The following is an 18,707-nucleotide window of genomic DNA, read 5'->3' as shown; positions in this document are numbered from 1 at the left end:
TGCCCAATGATCCGGACAGGGGACGCACGCGAACCCCGGGGGTTCCACGACCGGAAGGGCCGCGGGCCCCCGGGGGTTCCGCGGCCCCGCTCCGTGCTCAGCCAGCCCATGACCCGCTCCCCACCCGTTCCACCCTGCCGGCCCGTGACGCGGCGCTTGGAGAACGGCGGCAGCCACGGGTCAGTACTGGCCGCGTCTGACGGAGCGGGCCGCCATGAGATCCTCGGCCGCCAGTACGTACTGCGCCACGACAGCCGCCCTGCGCTGGATGGGGGCGGGGTCGGCGAGGGGCGATCGGACGGGCGACGCATCGTCGTCCCCGGGGGCGGCGACGGCGCTCGGGGCGGTGCCGCGCGCGGAGAACCGCGCCATCGTCAGGGCCTCCGCGGTCTGTGCCATGGAGTTGCCAGCCCGGGAGAGCTGGCGGTGGACGTCCGAGACGTAGCCGTCCGGGGAGTGCGGGATGTCCTGGGTCTGCGAGGGTGCCCGGAAGTGGGCCTCCGCGCACACGGCGCGCACCCGCGGAAGCAGGTCCGCGAGCTCGTTCGCCACGGGGACGGCCATGGCGCGCAGCTCGGGGTCGCGGACGGACTCGAGGATCTGGTGGTACCGGTCCAGCCCCCGCTTGAAGCGGTCGTGGGCCCGGCGCCAGACGCCCTCGCCCAGCTCCCGCTCGTCACGGCGCGTGGCCCTGTAGTCACTGAAGAAACCCACCGACATCCCTTTCCCGTCCACTATCCGCAGGCGGCGGTCCATCCTACCGTCTCAGCAGCACCGGCCCTCGGGGTGGGCGTCCTGCCAGTCCTGCCAGTCCCGCCAGAACTCCCGTTCGGTGAGCGGCTCGGACTCGCACCCGGTGGCGCGGTGGTACTGCAGGTAGCGCTCGTACCTGTCCGCGCCGAGCACTCCGTTGCCGAAACGCACCGCGCCGCGCCACCAGTCGAGGAACCCCGAGCGGCCCCGCCCCGCCTGCTCCACGGCCCCGGTCATCAGTGGTGCCCCCCACCCGTGGGGGTGCGCTCCTCCAGCGGCAGCGCCCTCCACTGCTTCTCAAGTGCCTTCTCGGAGGGCATGGCCACCAGGCCCGACGGCGCGTAGAACCGGGACTCGACCACCGGGTCCTCGTGCGTGCCGCGCCCCCGGCCCCGCAGGGCCTTGACCGTCTCCACGACACCCATGACCACCACCACGATCGTGAGCACCACGAAGAGCACCGAGAGCGTCCCCTGCACGAACGTGTTGCGGACCACGGCTTCCATGGCCTCCACGTTCTTGGCCGTGCCGAAGCTCGTCTTGCCCTGGGCCAGCGCGTCCTTGAAGGCGCCGTGGTTGGCCCAGTAACCCACCTTGGGGTCGGACGAGAAGATCTTTTGCCACGACCCCGTGACGGTCACGAGCACGTCGAAGAGCAGCGGGAGCATGATGATCCACAGGTACTTGAAGCGGTGCAGGTTCGCCGCGATGGCCAGGCACACCGCGAGCGCAATCGCGGCAAGCAGCTGGTTGGCGATGCCGAACAGGGGGTAGAACGTGTTGATCCCGCCCAGCGGGTCGGTGACGCCGAGGATCAGGATGGTGCCCCAGCCCGCGACCATGATCGCGGTGGTCAGCCACGCACCGGTGCGCCAGTTGACGTCCCGGAAGCGCGGGAAGAAGTTGCCGAGGGTGTCGGTGAGCATGAAGCGGGCCACGCGGGTGCCGGCGTCCACGGCAGTGAGGATGAACAGCGCCTCGAACATGATGGCGAAGTGGTACCAGAAGCTCATCATGGATACTCCCCCGAACCACTGCTGCATGATGTGGGAGAGGCCCACAGCCAGGGTGGGTGCGCCACCGGTGCGGGAGACGATGGTCTCCTCCCCCACGGCGTCTGCGGTGCCCTGCAGCAGCTCCGGGGTCACGTGCACGCCGGACAAGCCCAGGGAGTTCACGAACGCCGCCGCACCCTCGACGGTTCCCATCGTGGCTGCCGGAGAGGCGTTCATCGCGAAGTAGATGCCGCGGTCGATGGACACGGCCGCCACGAGCGCCATGATGGCCACGAAGGACTCCATGAGCATGCCGCCGTAGCCGATGAAGCGCGCCTGGCGCTCCTTCTCGATCATCTTGGGAGTTGTGCCGGAGGCGATCAGGGCATGGAACCCGGAGAGCGCACCGCACGCGATGGTGACGAACAGGAACGGGAACAGGGACCCGGTGAACACGGGACCGTCCGAGCGGCCGGCGAACTCGCTGACCGCGGGCACTGTGATCTCCGGGCGCACCACCACGATGGCGGCGGCGAGCAGCAGGATGGTACCCACCTTCATGAACGTGGAGAGGTAGTCGCGCGGGGAGAGCAGCAGCCACACGGGCAGCACGGCGGCCACGAAGCCGTAGCCGATCACGCACCACGCCAGGGTCACCCGGTCCAGGGTGAACAGCTGCGAGCCGAGCTCGGTGTCCGCCACCCAGCCGCCGGCCACGATCACGAGCATCAGCAGCACGAAGCCGATGACCGAGACCTCCATGACCCTGCCCGGGCGCAGGTAGCGCAGGTAGACGCCCATGAACAGGGCGATCGGGATGGTCATGCCCACCGAGAACACGCCCCACGGGGACTCGCCCAGGGCGTTGACCACCACGAGCGCGAGGATGGCCACGATGATGATCATGATGGCCAGCGTGGCGACGATCGCCGCGTAGCCACCCACCACGCCGAGCTCCTCCCTGGCCATCTGGCCGAGGGACCGGCCGCCGCGGCGCATCGAGAAGAACAGCACCAGGTAGTCCTGGACGGCTCCCGCAAAGATCACGCCCACGATGATCCAGATGGTCCCGGGCAGGTAGCCCATCTGCGCCGCGAGCACGGGGCCCACGAGCGGACCGGCGCCTGCGATCGCGGCGAAGTGGTGCCCGTAGAGCACCCGCCGGTCGGTGGGCATGTAGTCCTTGCCGTTCGCGTGGTACTCCGCGGGGGTCGCACGCCGGTCGTCCGGGCGGGTCAGCTTCAGCTCGATGAACTTGGAGTAGAACCGGTAGGCGATGAAGTAGCTGCACACTGCCGCGAACACGAACCAGATGGCGTTCACGGACTCGCCGCGGGCGAAGGCGATCATCACCCACGCCACACCCCCGAGCAGGGCGATGCCCACCCACAGGGCGATCCGCAACGGGGTCCACCGGGTCTGCTCCCGTTCCAGGACCTCGGGGGTCACATGGTTGGGCGGGAGCTCGGCGCTGCCTCCCTGGCTCGGCTGCGGGGACTCCGCCGGGTGGCGGTGCGTTGTGCTCATAGGGGAAGGCTCCGAATCTCGTGCCGGCACCCTGGGTGCCGCGTGTGATGGCGGACACGAGTCTATGCGAGGTGCGCCACGCCCACGGCCAGGGGGTCAGAGCGCTGGACGGTCGGGGCTGGCTCCCGGCGCGCACCATGCGCAATCCCGCCGACCGCCGCGCGGCGTCGTCGGGCCGGGCCCACGGGCGGCCCGCGCCCCGTCACAGCGTCAGCAGCACCTTGCCCACGTGGGAGCCGGAGTCGAAGTACTCGTGGGCCTGACGCGCCTGCTCCAGGGGGAACGCACGGGAGACGAGCGGGCGCACCCGCCCCGAGGCCACGAGCGGCCAGACGTGCTCGCGCACCGCGGCCATGATGCTCGCCTTCTCCGCCGCGGGCCGGGCGCGCAGCGTGGTGCCGATGACCGCCGCGCGCTTCTGCAGCAGCCGACCGACGTTCAGCTCCCCCTTGGCTCCGCCCTGCGTGCCGATGATCACGATCCGCCCGTTCGTCGCGAGGGCCTCGAGGTTCGGGCCCAGGTACGCGGCGCCGACGACGTCGAGGACCACGTCCGCGCCCCGTCCCCCGGTGAGCTCGTGCACGCGCTCCACGAAATCCTCTTCCCGGTAGTTGATGGCCTGGGCACCCAGCTCGCGCACCACGCGCGCCTTCTCCTCGTTGCCCACCGTGGTCAGCACGGTCATGCCGAGCGCCCGGGCCACCTGGATCGCGTGGGTACCGATCCCCCCGGCGCCGCCGTGGACCAGCAGGGTCTCGCCCTCACGCGCGGCCGCCGCCATGAAGACGTTGGAGAACACGGTCGCGGCCACCTCGGGCAGACCCGCGGCGGCCACGGGATCCACGCCGTCGGGCAGCGGCAGCACCTGCGGCCACGGCGCAACGACGCGCTCCGCGTATCCACCCGAATCCACGAGCGCGACGACGCTGTCCCCCACCGCCAGCCCGGCGGCGTCGGGCACGTCCGCACCCAGCGCAGTGACCGTCCCCGAGACCTCGAGCCCGAAGACATCGGTGGCACCCGGCGGGACGGGGTAGTTGCCCTGGCGCTGCAGGACGTCCGCGCGGTTGATGCCCGCGGCCGTCACCTCGATCAGCACCCCGTCCGGGGTCATGCTCGGTTCTGGGGCCTCCCCCACCTCGAGCACCTCGGGGCCACCGGAACGCAGATCTCGTACGGCTCGCATGGGACGTCCTTCCACTCGCTGTCTGGGTCTCACCCCATTCTCCTGCCGCAGCCCCGGCGAGCGCCAGGCGACCCCGCGCGCCGACGTGGACGGGCGCGCCCGTCTGCCCCCCCCCCCCCGGTGGCACCCCGGGCGCGGGGCGTGGAATAATGACGACTCGTTCGCCCGGGCCAGCCCGGTGCCGAGCACAGCTGGAAGGTTGTCCGAGCGGCCTAAGGAGCTGGTCTTGAAAACCAGTGTGCGGTAACCCCGTGCCAAGGGTTCAAATCCCTTACCTTCCGCGGAACCACGAAGCCCCCGTCCTCTGAGCATTCAGGGGACGGGGGCTTCGTGGTTGGTACCGCGGGGGTCAGTGGGGCTCAGAGCCCCACGACCTCCCGCAGCTGCTCGCTGATCGCCCGCAGCCGCTCGGCGGCCTCCGCGCGCGGGACGTCCTGTCCCTCGGCAACGGGCAGCACCACTTCGAGGTAGCACTTGAGCTTGGGCTCCGTGCCGGAGGGGCGCACGATCACGCGGTCGTCCGCCTCCGTGCGGATCAGAACGCCCTCAGTGGGCAGCAGCTCGGGGCTTCCCTCGGCGAGGTCCACGAACTCCGCAACCGGGGAGCCCGCGAGTTCCGCGGGCGGGTGCTCGCGCAGCCGGGCCATGCCGCGGGCGATGAGCGAGAGGTCCGCCACCCGGAACGTCAGCGGAGCGGTCGCGTAGAGCCCGTGCTGCCGGGCGAGCCGGTCCAGCTCGTCCTGCACCGTGGTGCCCCGCTCCTTGAGCCGGGCCACGAGCGAGGCAACGCGCACCGCCGTGGAGACACCGTCCTTGTCGCGCACGGCCGTGGGATCGGTGCAGTAGCCGATGGCCTCCTCGTAGCCGAATCTCAGCCCGGGCGTGCGGGCGATCCATTTGAAGCCCGTGAGGGTCTGCCGGAAAGTGAGACCGTGCTGCGCGGCAATGCGGCCCAACAGGCGGCCGGAGACGATCGAGCACGCGAGGGTGTCCCCCGCGCGGTCCGGGTCCGAGGCGGCGTCCTCACCGAGCAGCGCTCCGAGCTCGTCACCGCTCAGTCGTCGCCAGTCCTGGAGCGGATCGCCGGTGCCCGCGCCGGCGGGGACGGCCACGGCGCAGCGGTCGGCATCCGGGTCCAGGGCGATGGCCACGTCCGATCCCTCGCGGGCCGCGAGCGCCATCAGGAGGTCCATGGCACCGGGTTCCTCGGGGTTGGGGAACGCCACGGTGGGGAAGTCCGGGTCCGGCTCGGCCTGCTCGGCCACGACCGAGACGTTGGGGAATCCCGCCTCGTCCAGCACCCGCAGGGCGGTGCCCAGGCCCACGCCGTGCATGGCGGTCAGTGCGATCGAGATGTCCTGGCCCCCGCCCTCCCCGGCCCGCAGCGAGGCGGCGCGGCGCACGTAGCCGTCGAGCACGGCGTCGTCGGCGGTGGTCACGGCCCCGGGGTCGCGGGGGACCTCATCCGCGAAGGGCGCCGCCGCGATGCGCTCGGCAATCCGGGCGTCGTCCGGCGGCACGATCTGCACGCCCTTCTCGTCGTCGCCAGCCACGGCCCGCCCACCGAGGTAGACCTTGTAGCCGTTGTCCGCGGGTGGGTTGTGGGACGCCGTGACCATCACGCCGGCGTCCGCACCGAGCTCACGCACGGCGTAGGCCACTAGGGGCGTGGGCAGCTGGGCGGGCAGGCGCACCGCGCGGCAACCGGCCGCGGCGAAGACAGCCGCGGCGTCCGCGGCGAAGTCCTCCGAGCCGTGGCGGGCGTCGCAACCGACCACCACGAGGGGCTCCGGGCCCACCCGCTCCACGAGGAACGAGGCCAGCCCGGCGCTCGCCCGGATCACCACGGCGCGGTTCATCCGGGACTCCCCCGCGCCGACCGCCGCACGCAGCCCCGCGGTGCCGAACATGAGCGGTCCTTCGAAGCGGGACTCCAGCTCCGTCAGCGCGGACTCGTCCCCACCCTGGGCCTTCTCCAGCACGGTGGACAGCTCGGCCCGGGTGCGCTCGTCGGGGTCATGGTCAAGCCACTGCTCGACGCGGTCTGCAAGCTGCTGGTTCATCAGGAATCCAGTCCTTCCAGTACCGATGCCGTGCCGGAGAGCCCCAGCCTGGTGGCCCCGGCGTCGACCATGGCAAGTGCGGCCTCCGTGGTGCGGATGCCACCCGAGGCCTTCACGCCCAGACGGCCGCCGACCGTCTCCGCCATGAGCCGCACGGCTTCCACGCTCGCACCACCGGCGGGGTGGAAGCCCGTGGAGGTCTTCACGAAGTCCGCACCGGCGGCCTCCGCGGCCCGGCACGCGGCCACAATTTGCTCGTCGCTCAGCGCCGCGGACTCGATGATGACCTTCAGCACCGTGGGCTCCGGGCACGCCGCACGCACCGACTCGATGTCCTCGCGCACCCCGTCCCAGTTGCCGTCCATGGCGAGCCCGAGGTTGATGACCATGTCCACCTCGTCCGCACCCTGGGCCACGGAGTCCGCGGCCTCCACGGCCTTGACCTCGGAGGGGTGCGCGCCGGAGGGGAAGCCGCACACGGTCGCGAGCTTCACGCCGTCGGGCAGCTCCACGTCCAGACGGGAGGGCGACACGCAGATCGAGTACGCCCCGAGCTCGGAGGCATCGCGGGCGAGGTCCGCGACCTGCTGGGCGGTGGCCTCGGGCTTGAGCAGGGTGTGGTCGACCATGGCGGCGAGCTCTGCGCGGGTGATCATGTGCTTCTCCTTAGTGGTTTTTGGTGCCGCGGCGCGGTGCGCGCCAACGGCGGTCGTGGGGCGCCCTGCCCGCACGGGTGCGCCGGGCGCGTGCTCAGGCGATCCGGTCCAGGACGACGTCCTCCCGGGCGCCGGTGCCCTCGGCCGCGTCCGGGTCGATCATGGCGCCCTCGGCAATGGCCTCGAGCGCACGGTCGAAGCGCTCGGGGGTGTCCGTGTGGAGGGTGAACAGCTTCTGTCCCTTGCGCACGCGCTCGCCCGGCACCGCGTGGATCTCCACGCCGGCCCCCGCCTGCACGGGGTCCCCCTGCCGGGCCCGGCCCGCGCCGAGCCGCCACGAGGCGACCCCCACGGACATGGCGTCCAGCTCGGTGAGCACGCCCTCGGTCTCGGCCAGCACCTCCTGCGTGTGCTTCGCCCGGGGCAGGGGTGCGTCCGGATCCCCGTCCTGTGCGGTGATCATCCGCTTCCAGGTGTCCATGGCGCGGCCATCCTGCAGCGCAGCCTCCGGGTCTGCGTCCTCCACGCCGGCCGCCGAGAGCATCTCCCGTGCCAGCGCCACGGTCAGGCGGACGACGTCGCTCGGCCCGCCGCCGGCCAGCACCTCCACCGACTCGCGCACCTCCAGGGCGTTGCCCACCGTGCGCCCCAGGGGACGGGACATGTCCGTGAGCAGCGCAACGGTGTCCACCCCGTGGTCCTTGCCGAGGTCCACCATGGTGCGGGCCAGCTCACGGGCGTCCTGCTCCGACTTCATGAACGCACCGGGACCGGTCTTGACGTCCAGCACGAGAGCGCCGGTGCCCTCGGCGATCTTCTTGGACATGATCGAGGACGCGATCAGGGGAATGCACTCGACCGTGGAGGTGGTGTCCCGCAGGGCGTAGAGTTTCTTGTCCGCCGGGGCCAGGCCGCTGCCGGCTGCGCAGATCACTGCGCCCACGGTGTCCAGGATCTCCATCATCCGCTCGTTCGAGAGGTCCGCGCGCCACCCCGGGATGGCTTCGAGCTTGTCGAGCGTGCCGCCGGTGTGCCCCAGACCGCGGCCGGAGAGCTGCGGAACGGCCACCCCAAAGCTCGCCACGAGGGGGGCGAGCGGCAGGGTGATCTTGTCCCCCACACCACCGGTGGAGTGCTTGTCCGCGGTGGGCCGGGAGAGCGCCGAGAAGTTCATGCGCTCGCCGGAGTCGATCATGGCCTGGGTCCAGCGGGAGATCTCCGGACGGTCCATGCCGTTGAGGAAGATGGCCATGGCCAGCGCGGACATCTGCTCGTCCGCCACCACGCCGCGCGTGTACGCGTCCACCACCCAGTCGATGGCCTCCGGGGACAGCGTCTCGCGGTCCCTCTTCATGCGGATCACGTCCACGGCATCGAACGCCTCGACCATCGTTCTCACTCCCTCGTGTAGATACGGCGCCGCGCCCTTGCGAGTGCGGAACCCGCGACACGGTTCACCAGCAATCCTAGGCGGCGTGTCGGAAAAAATGTCAACTATAGTTTTGACAAATGTTCGCGCGGGGGCAGAGTCGCCATCGCGCCGGAGTCGAAAGCCGAGGTCGCCGTGGACCGCTTCCAGGGCCTGATCGGGATCGCACTGATCCTGGGCATCATCATCCTTCTCTCCCGCCACCGCAGCGCCATCAAGTGGCGCACGCTCGTGGTGGGCCTGGCCCTGCAGATCGGGGTGGCGCTGCTGATCCTGAAGTGGGGGCCGGGCTACGAGGCCCTGAAGTGGTTCTCCGGGCTGGTCCAGGGGCTGATCGGCTTCACCAACGAGGGCACCAAGTTCGTCTTCGGCGGGCTCATGGGCGAGAACAGCGGCTTCGTCTTCGCGCTCAACGTGCTCCCCGTGATCATCTTCCTGGGCGCACTCATCAGCGCCCTCTACTACCTGCGGATCATCCAGGTCTTCGTGCACGTGCTGGGCACCGTGCTCAACAAGATCATGGGCACCTCCAAGATTGAGTCCGTGTTCGCCTCCACCGTGATCTTCCTTGGGCAGAGCGAGGCTCCCCTGATGATCAAGCCCTACCTGAGCAAGCTCACCCGCTCCGAGCTGTTCGCGTGCATGACCGGCGGCTTCGCCGCGGCGGCCGGCTCCACCCTGGTGGGCTACTCGCTGCTGGGCGCCCCGCTGCCGTACCTGCTGGCCGCTTCGGTGATGAACGCGCCCGGCTCGCTGCTGATCGCCAAGGCGCTGATGCCCGAGACCGAGAAGTCCGAGGCCTCCGTCAACGTCCTCAAGGTGCGGGACACCGAGTCCAAGAACGTGATCGACGCGATCGGCACCGGCGCCCTGAACGGCGGACGGATCGCCGTGGTCGTCGGCTGCCTGCTCATCGCGTTCATCGCGCTGATCGCCTTCGGCTCCGCCGTGCTCGGCTGGGTCGGCTCTCTGTTCGGCTTCGAGGGCTGGTCCCTGGAGGGGCTGTTCGGCATCATCTTCTCGCCGCTCGCGTGGGCCATCGGCGTGCCGTGGCAGGACGCCGCCCAGGTGGGCAACTTCATCGGCCAGAAGACCATCCTCAACGAGTTCGTGGGCTACACCTCGTTCGGACCCGCGATCCCGGACATGGACCCGCAGTCCGTCCTCATCACCACCTTCGCCCTGGCCGGCTTCGCGAACCTCTCCTCGATCGCCATCCAGATCGGCTCCTTCGGCGGGTTGGCCCCGGACCGGCGCGGGGACGTTGCACAGATGGGCATGTTCGCCCTGCTGGCCGGGTTCCTCACCAACATGCTCAACGCCGCACTCGTCGGCGTGATCATGGGGCTGTGACGTGCCTGCACGCACGAGGCGACCGCTGACGCCCACGACGGCGACGATGTCGTCCCCGTTGGCCTCGCCGCGCACCCGGGCCCACGCCCCCACCCGGAGGAGGTGGCCGGCGGCATGGAGCTGAACCCCCGTGATGCCCAGTCTCTGGAGGTGGCCCGGCTGTACTTCCAGCGGGGGCTGTCCCAGGCAGAGGTGGCACGGCAGCTCTCGCTCTCCCGGCCCACGGTGTCCAAACTGGTCCAGCACGCCAAGGACCGCGGGTTCGTGACCATCGAGATCCACGATCCCCGGGAGGTCTCCTCGACCGTGGGCCGCAGGCTCTGCGCGACGTTCGGGCTGACCGACGCCCGCGTGGTCGCCGCTGCGGGGACCGAGGACGAGCTGCTCCACGAGCTCGGCGGCATGGGCGCCCAGGTACTCGAGGAGAACGTTGCGGACGGAGACCTCGTGGGCATCACGTGGGGCCGCACCATGCGGGCCCTGGCAGCTGCCCTCACGCCTCAGCCGCGCAGCGGGGTGCAGCTGGTCCAGCTCAAGGGCAGCAGCGGTCTGGGGTCTCCTCTCGCGGGCCACCACGAGACCGTGCGGCTGCTGTGCGCGGCCTTCAACGCCTACCCCCACACGCTGCCGTTGCCCGTGCTCTTCGACAGCCCTGGCGTCAAGCGACTCGTGGAGCAGGACCGGCACATCGAGTACGTCCTGGATCTCGGCCGCAGCGCCCGCTCCGCCATCTTCACGGTGGGCTCCGTGACGCAGGACGCGCCGCTGCTGGGGCGTGACTACCTCACAAAGGCGGAGCGCACGGCGATCGCCCGGCACGCAGTGGGAGACCTGTGCTCGCACTTCATCGACGCCCAGGGCCGCCCCGCGGTACCGGAGCTCGACGAGCGCACCGTCTCGATCCCCCTGGCGCACCTGCGTGAGAAGGAGATCCGTATCTGCGTGGCCGGCGGGGCCGGAAAGGTCCCGGTGTTGCGCGCCGCCCTGCAGGCCGGGTACGTCTCCCACCTGGTCACGGACGAGCGCACCGCCCGGGCCCTCCTGGGCTGAGTCCCCCGCGGGGTTCGGCGACGCCGCCCGGGACCTCCGCACTGACCAGTTCGTGCCGTCCCGCGCGGGACAGCGCTGCGACGCCCGCGCGCTGGTGCCCAGCCGGGTCCCGGCGTCTGTCCTCGGCGCCCCGGTCCTCGGCGCCCCGGTCGACGTCGTCCCCCCCCCCCACCTGCCGCGACGTCGCCACCCGTGGCGGCCTCACTCACCGCGGCAACCCGGCAGAGCGCCGCTGCACTTCGAACCCGCCGCGGCTCACGCCCCGGCGCGCACCCCCGCGAGGATGTCCCGGGCAATCTGGTCCGCGTCCGCGAGCGTGCGTGCACCGAGGCGCGCTGGCGCCTCGGCCTCCGCAGCGATGGCCACGCCCCACTGCACCGAGGACAGCTGCAAACCGAGCACATAGATGCTCTGCTCCGCGGTGTCCTTCGCGCCCACGGCGCGGTAGACGAAACCGGGAGCTGCGGCGTCGCCCTGCCCCGCCCCGCGGGCGCGCTCCGCTCGGACGTCGAGACCCGTGCTGGTCTCGGGGCTGGCACCGTCGCGGGTTTCCATGAGCCTGCCGCGCACCAGCCCGCGCTCGTGCATGTGGGTGAGCAGCGGGGAGATGTTGCGGTGGACGTCGTTGGTGGGTGACATGGCCTCGATCAGCCAGCGCGAGCGCACCGGCGCGGCCTCCACCCACGGGGACGCCGCCACGAAGCAGCCCTGGGTGCGGTCCACCACGAAGCGCGGCTCGGGGCCCAGGAACCGGACCACCCCGGCACGGGTCAGTGCGGCGAGCTGCTGGATCCGCAGCACCGGCGGCCCGGACGCGAGCCCCTCCACGAGCGGCTCGAACGCGCGGCGCAACTCGTGCACCCAGGAGGAGTCGGAGATCCCGATCTCCGCGAGCACGCACTTGAGCACCGTGCGCGCGGCGTTCAGGGAGGCGATGGCCATCTTGGTGGGGTCGTCCTCGCCGCGCAGGGAGCCGCTGACATCCCGGTCGAGGTGGTGGACCACCGCCGCCGCGTACTCGTCGTGGCTCGCGAAGCTGACGTCCTCGAACGGCCGCGCCAGACGCGCCTGCTGCAGCTGCCTGCCGGGCACCACTGCCTCCGAGACCAGGGCGTCGATGCGGCTTGACCAGTGGGAACCGTCGGGGTCCGTGAGAATGGTGTCCAGGCGGCGCAGGAACTCGCCCGGGTCCGCGGTGAACGCCTCCGGGGTGGTGCGGGCCAGGACCGCGTAGTAGTTCCAGTTCACGTCCTTACGGATCAGCGGCCACAGCTGGCGGTCGAAGGACAGGGGCGTGCCGTCCTCCTCCGCCAAGCGGCGCACGGCGTCGAGCGTAAAGAAGCGGGTCTGCAGGGACTGCGCGTAGTAGCCCGCGAGCGCCGGCTTGGCACGGTACGGGGTGCCGCGCCGGGATCCCGCGACGATGCGCGGTTCGCGACCCGACGGGTGGTAGACCAATCGCTGCGGGTTGTCCGGGACCGAGGTGAAAGTGCCGCCGCGGCCCTCCGTGAGCTGGGCGAGCGCATCGCAGAAGTTCAACCCCATACCCCGCACCAGCACTGTCTCCCCGCTGGGCACCTCGGACCACCACGCATCGGCCGGCACGGTGGGAGGCCAGTACGTGAGCCCGTGCTCGGCAGCGCCGTCCACGAGGTCCTTCTGGGAGGGCCGCAGGTGCGCGTCCAGGTGGCCGAGGGCGAGGACCACGGCGTCCGCGGGCAGCACGTGGCCGCCCGCGAGCTCCACCGCGTACCGGTGCCGGCCGTCCGAGCGGACCCACGCGTCCACGGCCTCACCGCGGTGCACCTCCAGCACCATGCCCGCGGGAAGGTTCTGCCGCAGGGTCTCGAACACCCACTCCAGGTAGCGCCCGTAGACGGCCCGCGGCGGGTACCCCTGGGGCGAGAGCTCGGCGAGCGCCCGCACCTGCTCCTCCGCCAACGGCGTGGTGGGCGTGATCCGGCCGTCGACGACGCCGCGGCGCCACCTCTCGAAGCTCATCCCCCGCAGCGGCTCCGGCGAGGGCACGTCCAGCACGCCCTGTCCCGCGAGGACCGTGGGGAACAGGGACGGGGTGTTCATGAGGAACAGCTCGGACTGGTCGGTACGCCACACGTGGCCCGGCCCCGGCGGGAAGGGGTCCAAGAGGTCCACGTGCACACGGGCGCCGCTGCTGGCCGAGTGCGCCGCGAGTCGTTCCACCACCGACAGACCCCGGGGGCCGGCCCCCACCACCACCACACGCTGCTCAATACCCATGCCGTCCAGGATATCGACGCCGCACACCTCCGGGAGCGGGGCGCGGGCGGGCGACCGCGGCGTCGTGTCCTCCCTTGCCCTGGCAACGGCCCGGGCGGGGTTCCCGTCAGCGGAGCGCGGCGCGGACCACCTTCCCGGTGCTCCGCGTCCAGGTGTACTGCGTGATCTCACCGGTCTTCACGGTGCGGAAGCGCTGGTAGGCACCCGCGGCGGTCTTCACCTCGGGCGAGGTGGGGTAGCCGCTGCCCGCCTCGTGGCCGTCGCGGGCCCACTGCTTGCCGATGGCCGACGTCTCCACGACGGGCTGCGCCCCGGTCGCCGCACTCCAGATGATCTTGGTGGTCTGCGTCGTCCCCGGGCGCACGAAGTTCTGGTAGGCCCCTGCGGTGCTCGTGGGCAGCTCGTCCTTGGCGGGCAGCCCGAAGGCGGCCGGACCGCCCAGTCGCGAGTAGCGGGTCCCGATGCCCTTCCAGGTCTCGACCCTGTGCGCGCCGGTCTCGTGGGACCAGTAGATGCTGGTGGCCCTGCCGTTCTTCGTGAAGGTCTGCACCACCCCACCCACTCCCGTGCTCAGCTCCCAGGTGGTCGGGGCACCCATGGCTGCGGCGCCTCCGTGCGCGTTGTAGTAGGTGGCAATGGCCCCGTGCACGGTGGGCTTCGCCCTGGCCACAGCCCGGGCCGCGGCGGCGCCGTTCACCTTCCGGTAGCCGCTGACGTTCGAACCGGTGCTGCGCAGGGTGTTGCGAATGGCCTCCACCCCCAGGTCCGGGTTGCGCTCCTTCATGATCGCGATCACCCCGGCCACGTGCGGAGCAGCCATGGAGGTTCCGCTGAGGTCCCCGTAGGCGGGTCTGCCGATCGAGTAGGTGCCCGTGTTCACCGTGGACCAGATGGGGGAACTCGCGTCTCCTCCGGGTGCCACGACGTCGAGCATGGGCCCCCAGTTCGTGTATCCCGTGAGCTGGTTACGGTAGGACGTGGCTCCCACCACGATGGCGCCACCGCAGTTGGCGGGCGAGGCCAGGTTCGCGCTCTTGGCCGCGTTGCCGGCCGCCACCACGAGGGGGACGTTGATCGCGTGCATCCGGTTGATGGCGTTCTGCATCACCGCGGGGCACGTCCCGGAGTCCCACGCCTCCGAGAGGTTGACCACCTTTGCCGGGTTCGCGTTCCTGGGCACTCCGGGGACGGGGATGCCCGCGGACCACATCACGCCGTCCGCGATGTCCGAGACGTACCCGCGGCCATCCGCCCCGAGCACGCGCGCGTGCTGGATCTTCGCGTCGGGGGCCACGCCGGCGATCCCCGCCCGGTTGTTCGTCTGGGCGGCGGCAATGCCTGCCACGTGCGAACCGTGCCACCAGGACGGCCGCCCCGGGCTCCAGTCCCCCTGGTCCTGCGGGTTCGCGTCACGTCCGTTGCCGTCCCGTGAGTGGTAGGTGTCCGAGAGGAAGTCGTAGCCGGGCACCGTCTTGGCGTTGAGGTCCGGGTGGTCGGTCTGGCCAGTGTCCGCAATGCCGATCACCACACCCTGACCGGTGCCCTGCCACCATGCGTTCGGCACGCCGATGTTTCGCGGACCCCACTGGTAGTTCCAGTTCGTGTCGTTCGGGGTGGCGGGAGGTGTCGCGGCGAGCGCCCCCACCACGATCTGGTCGGGCTCGGCGGACTCCACGGCGGGGTTCGCCTCGATGGCGGCCACCATGTCCTTCTGCTCCGCCGGGGAGAGCATGGTGTCCGTCTCCACGACGTCCTCGCCGCTGCCCGTGGTCCGGACCGTCTTCGCGCGGGGGAGGTCGCTTGCCTGGGCGGCCTGCGCGAGCGCGGCGCTGCGGCGCTCCTGGGGCACATCCTGCTTGTACTCCACGACGAACCGGTCGGTCTCCGGGAGCACACGCCCCTGCCCCGCCGGACCCCGTCCCAGGGATGCCACTCCTCCACCCACCGCCGGCTGCACCTGCGCGGCCTGCTCCCCCGACGACGTCGCTCCGCCCGGGGGTGCCGCCGCTGCGGGTCCCGCCGTGGCGATCACGGCCGCCGACAGTCCCGCAGCAATCCAACCGCGCACTCGTGCGTTGCCCATACCCGCTCCTCCTGCTCAGACCCGGGCCCGGTACGCCTCGTACCCAGGCGGGTGGGGGTGGACCTGGTGCTGCTTCCGAAGTGTATCCATCCGCGTAGATATGCGAGAGCAAACACGGAGTTCCCCGAATTGTGAAGGGGGCCCGAGTCTCCCGGGGCCGCGGACGGCGTCCAGCCCGTGAGCGGAGACGGTTCGGGACACACCGCTGCTCGCCCCTCCCTGAGGCCCGTGACTTTCTTGCCGCTGTGGCGACACACCGCTATGCTTGCGCGGCCCCCGCCGGTCTTCCGTGCGGGCGGATGCCGCCTCCTCTCACCGCTCGGAGCCCCCTCATGCCCTCTGCCGCACCGACCGACGAACGCCCGCAGTCCACCGCCGGGACCACCGCGACCATTGCCGTGCTGCTTGTGGCCGCGTTCGTGGTGATCCTCAACGAGACCGTCCTCAACGTGGCCCTGCCGCACATCATGGCGGACATGGCCGTGAGCGCGGCGACCGTCCAGTGGGTGACCACCTCCTTCATGCTCACCATGGCCGTGGTCATCCCCACCACGGGGTTCCTGCTGCAGCGCTTCGGCACCCGCACGGTCTTCGCCCTGGCCATGGGCAGCTTCTCCCTGGGCACACTGCTCGCCGCCCTGACCCCCAGCTTCGGTGTGCTGATCCTGGCCCGCGTGGTCCAGGCCTTCGGCTCTGCGATCATGCTGCCCCTGCTGATGACCACCATCCTGATGCTCGTGCCCAGGCAGCGGCGCGGTGTGGTGATGGGCAACGTGTCCATCGTGATCTCGGTGGCGCCCGCGCTCGGCCCCACACTGTCCGGCGTGATCCTGGCGCACTTCCCGTGGCGCACCATCTTCTGGTTCGTGCTGCCCATCTCCCTGCTGGCGCTGGTGATCGGGCTCGTGCGACTCAAGGACGTCAGCGAGCGCGGCACGCTCACTCTGGACCTGGTCTCCGTGGCGCTTTCCGTGGTGGGCTTCGGGTCCCTCGTGCAGGGGCTCTCCGCCGTGGGCGCGGCCGGCTCCAAGACCGGCGGGCACACCAGCTGGCTCTCCTCGACCGCCGGCGGAATCACCGTGCTGGTGCTCGGAGTGGTGCTCGTGGCGCTGTTCGTGTGGCGTCAGCTCGTCCTGCAGCGGCGCGACGAGCCCTTCCTGGACATGCGCACGTTCCGCCACCGGGACTTCACCGTGTCGGTCGCGGTGCTCGCGCTGGGCATGATGACGCTGTTCGGCGGCGTGATCGTGCTGCCGCTGTACCTGCAGACCGGGCGCGGTCTGGACACCCTCGAGACGGGTCTGATCCTGCTGCCCGGAGGGCTGGTCATGGGGCTGCTGGGCCCGGTGGTCGGACGCCTGTTCGACGCGTGGGGCCCCCGTCCGCTGTCCGTTCCCGGCGCCGCCCTGCTGGCGCTCGTGATGTTCGGCTTCTCCCGACTGCAGGCGGACACCCCCGTGTGGTGGATCGTGACCCTGCAGATCGCGATGTCCGTGGGCCTGGCGCTGATCTTCACCCCGGCCTTCACCGCCGGACTGAACCCACTGCCCCCGCACCTGTACTCGCACGGCTCGGCCACGCTCTCCACGCTGCAGCAGGTGGCCGGCGGCGCCGGTACGGCTCTGCTCGTGGGGGTGCTGCAGGCCGGCACTGTGGTCTCGCGGCGCGCGGACGGCAGCACCGTCACGGACTCCATCCCCGGTGTGCACGCCGCGTTCGTCACGGCCACCGTGATCGCCGTGGCCGTTATGGTGCTGACCTGCTTCATGCGCCGTGGCGAGCACACGGAGCTCTCCCGGACGGGTGACGACACCGCAGCCTGAGGCCCCGGGGTCGCGTGATCTCCCGGGGGCGCGGCCCGCTGAAGCCCCCGGACACCACGAAAGCCGCGGGTCCACTCTCGTGGACCCGCGGCTTTCGTGGTCCGCCCCGCGAACTCGCAGGGACGGACACCGGCGGAGACGGGGGGATTTGAACCCCCGGCCCGGGGTTAAACCGAGCCCTTCATTAGCAGTGAAGTCCATTCGGCCGCTCTGGCACGTCTCCTCGGCCGTCCGTGATGCACCACCCCCGAAGGATGTGGCTCACCACAAAACAACGGATGTCATAGTATCGGCCGGGTGCATGGGCGGTCAAAGCGGTAGGAGATCCAGCACCGTCCCATGGCTCCGTGGTAGTCATGGTGCGTGAGCGTCCCGCTCAGTCCCCGCCGCCCGAAAGGTCCTCCTCCCGTGCGATCACTCGTCGTCACCGCCTGGTTCCCCGACGCGCAGACCCCCAGCCGAACCCCGTTCGTCGTGGAGCACTGCTGGGCCCTGCAGGAGGCGGGGCACGACGTCGCCGTCGTCCACATCACTATCGGCCGCGCCTCGGCGCCCACGTCCCAGGATGTCTACCAGGGCATCCCCGTGACCAGGGTCGCGCTCAACATCGCGGATCCCCTGAGCTACCTGCGGGTGGAGCGCCTGATCGCCACCGGCCTGCGCGGGGCGGACGTCCTGCACACCATGGCCTTCTCCGCCGTCCTCTTCGCAGCGGTGCCCTGGCTGACCCGACAAATCCCGTGGGTGCACACCGAGCACTGGAACGGCGTGGTCAACCCGGCCAGCGTGGGGCCCCTGTGGGAACGCACCGCGTGGCTGCGCCATGCACTGCGGCTGCCGCACGCCGTCACCGGAGTGACCGGCGAGCTGTGCCGGGAGATGGCCCGTTTCTCGCGCCCCGGCGCCACCCACGTGGTGCCATGCGTCGTCGAGAACCCCCACCCGGCGCGGGAGTTCCCCGCAGCGCCCCCGATCCGGCTCGTGGGCGTGGGCGCGCTCATCGACCGCAAGCAGCCCGTCCGCGCGCTCGAGACCGTGGCCGAGCTCGTGGGCCGCGGCGTGGACGTGCACTACACCCTCGTGGGGAACGGCCCGCTCATGCAGACCCTGCGGGATACCGCCCGCAGCCTGGGCATCGAGGACCGGGTGGAGCTCACCGGTCCGATCCCCCCGGCGGAGGTAGCAGACCGGCTCTCCGCCGCCCACATCTTCTTCCTGCCGAGCGAGCAGGAGAACTTCTTCACCGCTGTCGCGGAAGCCATTGCCGCTGGCCGCCCCGCCGCCGTGCCGCTGAGCGGTGGCTTCGACGACTACTGCACGCCCGATAACTCCGTCCTCACGGACAGCTGGGACGTGCCGGTCCTCGCCGACGCCGTCGAGACCGCCTGGGAGCGGTTCCGCCACTCCTCCCCCGCGGAGATCGCGGGCACCGTGCGGTCCCGCTTCTCCCGTGCGGAGGTCGGAACCCTGTTCTCGAGGCTCTACCGCGCGGTCTCGGGCGGGGACCCTCGCACGGCGTCGAGTCGATAA

Annotated in this window: 13 protein-coding genes and 2 tRNA genes; 5 read left to right on the top strand and 10 right to left on the bottom strand. The window is 71.0% G+C overall.

The annotated features are described in order from the left end of the window. Positions 1-180: 180 nt before the first annotated feature. The 4 genes from B3G12_RS10015 to B3G12_RS10000 form a co-directional block, all read right to left on the bottom strand. Entirely contained in the window at positions 181-714 is a 534-nt protein-coding gene (locus B3G12_RS10015; protein ID WP_290500175.1) for a hypothetical protein, read from the bottom strand. Positions 715-765: 51 nt separating this feature from the next. After that, the gene (locus B3G12_RS10010; RefSeq protein ID WP_144943117.1) at positions 766-990 is read right to left on the bottom strand and encodes a YbdD/YjiX family protein; all 225 of its coding nucleotides are present in this window, start codon (positions 988-990) and stop codon (positions 766-768) included. Further along, entirely contained in the window at positions 990-3,275 is a 2,286-nt protein-coding gene (locus tag B3G12_RS10005; RefSeq protein ID WP_290500174.1) for a carbon starvation CstA family protein, read from the bottom strand. The genes B3G12_RS10010 and B3G12_RS10005 overlap by 1 nt, the downstream gene beginning before the upstream one ends. Before the next feature lie 202 nt (positions 3,276-3,477). After that, complete coding sequence (locus B3G12_RS10000) at positions 3,478-4,461, bottom strand: NAD(P)H-quinone oxidoreductase (protein ID WP_290500172.1); 984 nt, start codon at positions 4,459-4,461, stop codon at positions 3,478-3,480. Positions 4,462-4,654: 193 nt separating this feature from the next. Between B3G12_RS10000 and B3G12_RS09995 the strand changes: the two genes are divergently transcribed. After that, positions 4,655-4,742 (top strand) — tRNA-Ser (locus B3G12_RS09995). Positions 4,743-4,820: 78 nt separating this feature from the next. Here B3G12_RS09995 and B3G12_RS09990 read toward each other — a convergent pair. The 3 genes from B3G12_RS09990 to B3G12_RS09980 all read right to left on the bottom strand — a co-directional run bounded on the left by B3G12_RS09990 (position 4,821) and on the right by B3G12_RS09980 (position 8,570). Next, on the bottom strand, positions 4,821-6,524 hold the full coding sequence (locus tag B3G12_RS09990; RefSeq protein ID WP_290500170.1) for a phospho-sugar mutase: 1,704 nt from the start codon (positions 6,522-6,524) through the stop codon (positions 4,821-4,823). Next, positions 6,524-7,180 (bottom strand): deoxyribose-phosphate aldolase, encoded by a 657-nt coding sequence (deoC, locus tag B3G12_RS09985; RefSeq protein ID WP_144943114.1) that lies wholly within the window; start codon positions 7,178-7,180, stop codon positions 6,524-6,526. Before deoC ends, B3G12_RS09990 begins: the two co-directional genes overlap by 1 nt. Positions 7,181-7,274: 94 nt before the next feature. Continuing rightward, a complete protein-coding gene (locus B3G12_RS09980; protein ID WP_144943113.1) occupies positions 7,275-8,570 on the bottom strand; it encodes a thymidine phosphorylase in 1,296 nt (431 codons plus the stop codon). A gap of 174 nt (positions 8,571-8,744) precedes the next feature. On the opposite strand from B3G12_RS09980, the gene B3G12_RS09975 reads away from it, so the two are divergent. Then, positions 8,745-9,962, top strand: coding sequence for a NupC/NupG family nucleoside CNT transporter (locus B3G12_RS09975; protein ID WP_145011549.1), 1,218 nt, complete (start codon positions 8,745-8,747; stop codon positions 9,960-9,962). Between the two features lie 114 nt (positions 9,963-10,076). Beyond that, a complete protein-coding gene (locus B3G12_RS09970) occupies positions 10,077-11,012 on the top strand; it encodes a sugar-binding transcriptional regulator (RefSeq protein WP_290500166.1) in 936 nt (311 codons plus the stop codon). Between the two features lie 255 nt (positions 11,013-11,267). Here the strand turns inward: B3G12_RS09970 and B3G12_RS09965 are convergent, their stop codons facing one another. Together B3G12_RS09965 and B3G12_RS09960 are read right to left on the bottom strand one after the other, a co-directional pair. Next, positions 11,268-13,271: an FAD/NAD(P)-binding protein gene (locus B3G12_RS09965; protein ID WP_290500165.1), complete on the bottom strand. Its 2,004-nt coding sequence runs from the start codon at positions 13,269-13,271 to the stop codon at positions 11,268-11,270. Positions 13,272-13,377: 106 nt separating this feature from the next. Beyond that, complete coding sequence (locus tag B3G12_RS09960; RefSeq protein WP_290500163.1) at positions 13,378-15,354, bottom strand: S8 family serine peptidase; 1,977 nt, start codon at positions 15,352-15,354, stop codon at positions 13,378-13,380. 332 nt (positions 15,355-15,686) lie between these two features. Here B3G12_RS09960 and B3G12_RS09955 point away from each other — a divergent pair, with 332 nt between their 5' ends. Further along, positions 15,687-17,177, top strand: a complete 1,491-nt coding sequence (locus B3G12_RS09955) for an MDR family MFS transporter (protein ID WP_290500162.1) — start codon at positions 15,687-15,689, stop codon at positions 17,175-17,177. A 133-nt stretch (positions 17,178-17,310) separates the two neighbouring features. On the opposite strand, the gene B3G12_RS09950 is transcribed toward B3G12_RS09955, so the two are convergent. Further along, positions 17,311-17,400, bottom strand: a tRNA-Ser gene (locus tag B3G12_RS09950). Positions 17,401-17,585: 185 nt separating this feature from the next. Between B3G12_RS09950 and B3G12_RS09945 the strand changes: the two genes are divergently transcribed. Beyond that, positions 17,586-18,707: a glycosyltransferase gene (locus B3G12_RS09945; RefSeq protein WP_290500161.1), complete on the top strand. Its 1,122-nt coding sequence runs from the start codon at positions 17,586-17,588 to the stop codon at positions 18,705-18,707.

Source organism: Kocuria sp. UBA5001 (assembly GCF_002398425.1).
Taxonomy (GTDB): Bacteria; Actinomycetota; Actinomycetes; order Actinomycetales; family Micrococcaceae; genus Kocuria; species Kocuria salsicia.
Note: the sequence above shows the minus strand (reverse complement) of the source record. Positions and strands in the feature narration are given on the sequence as shown.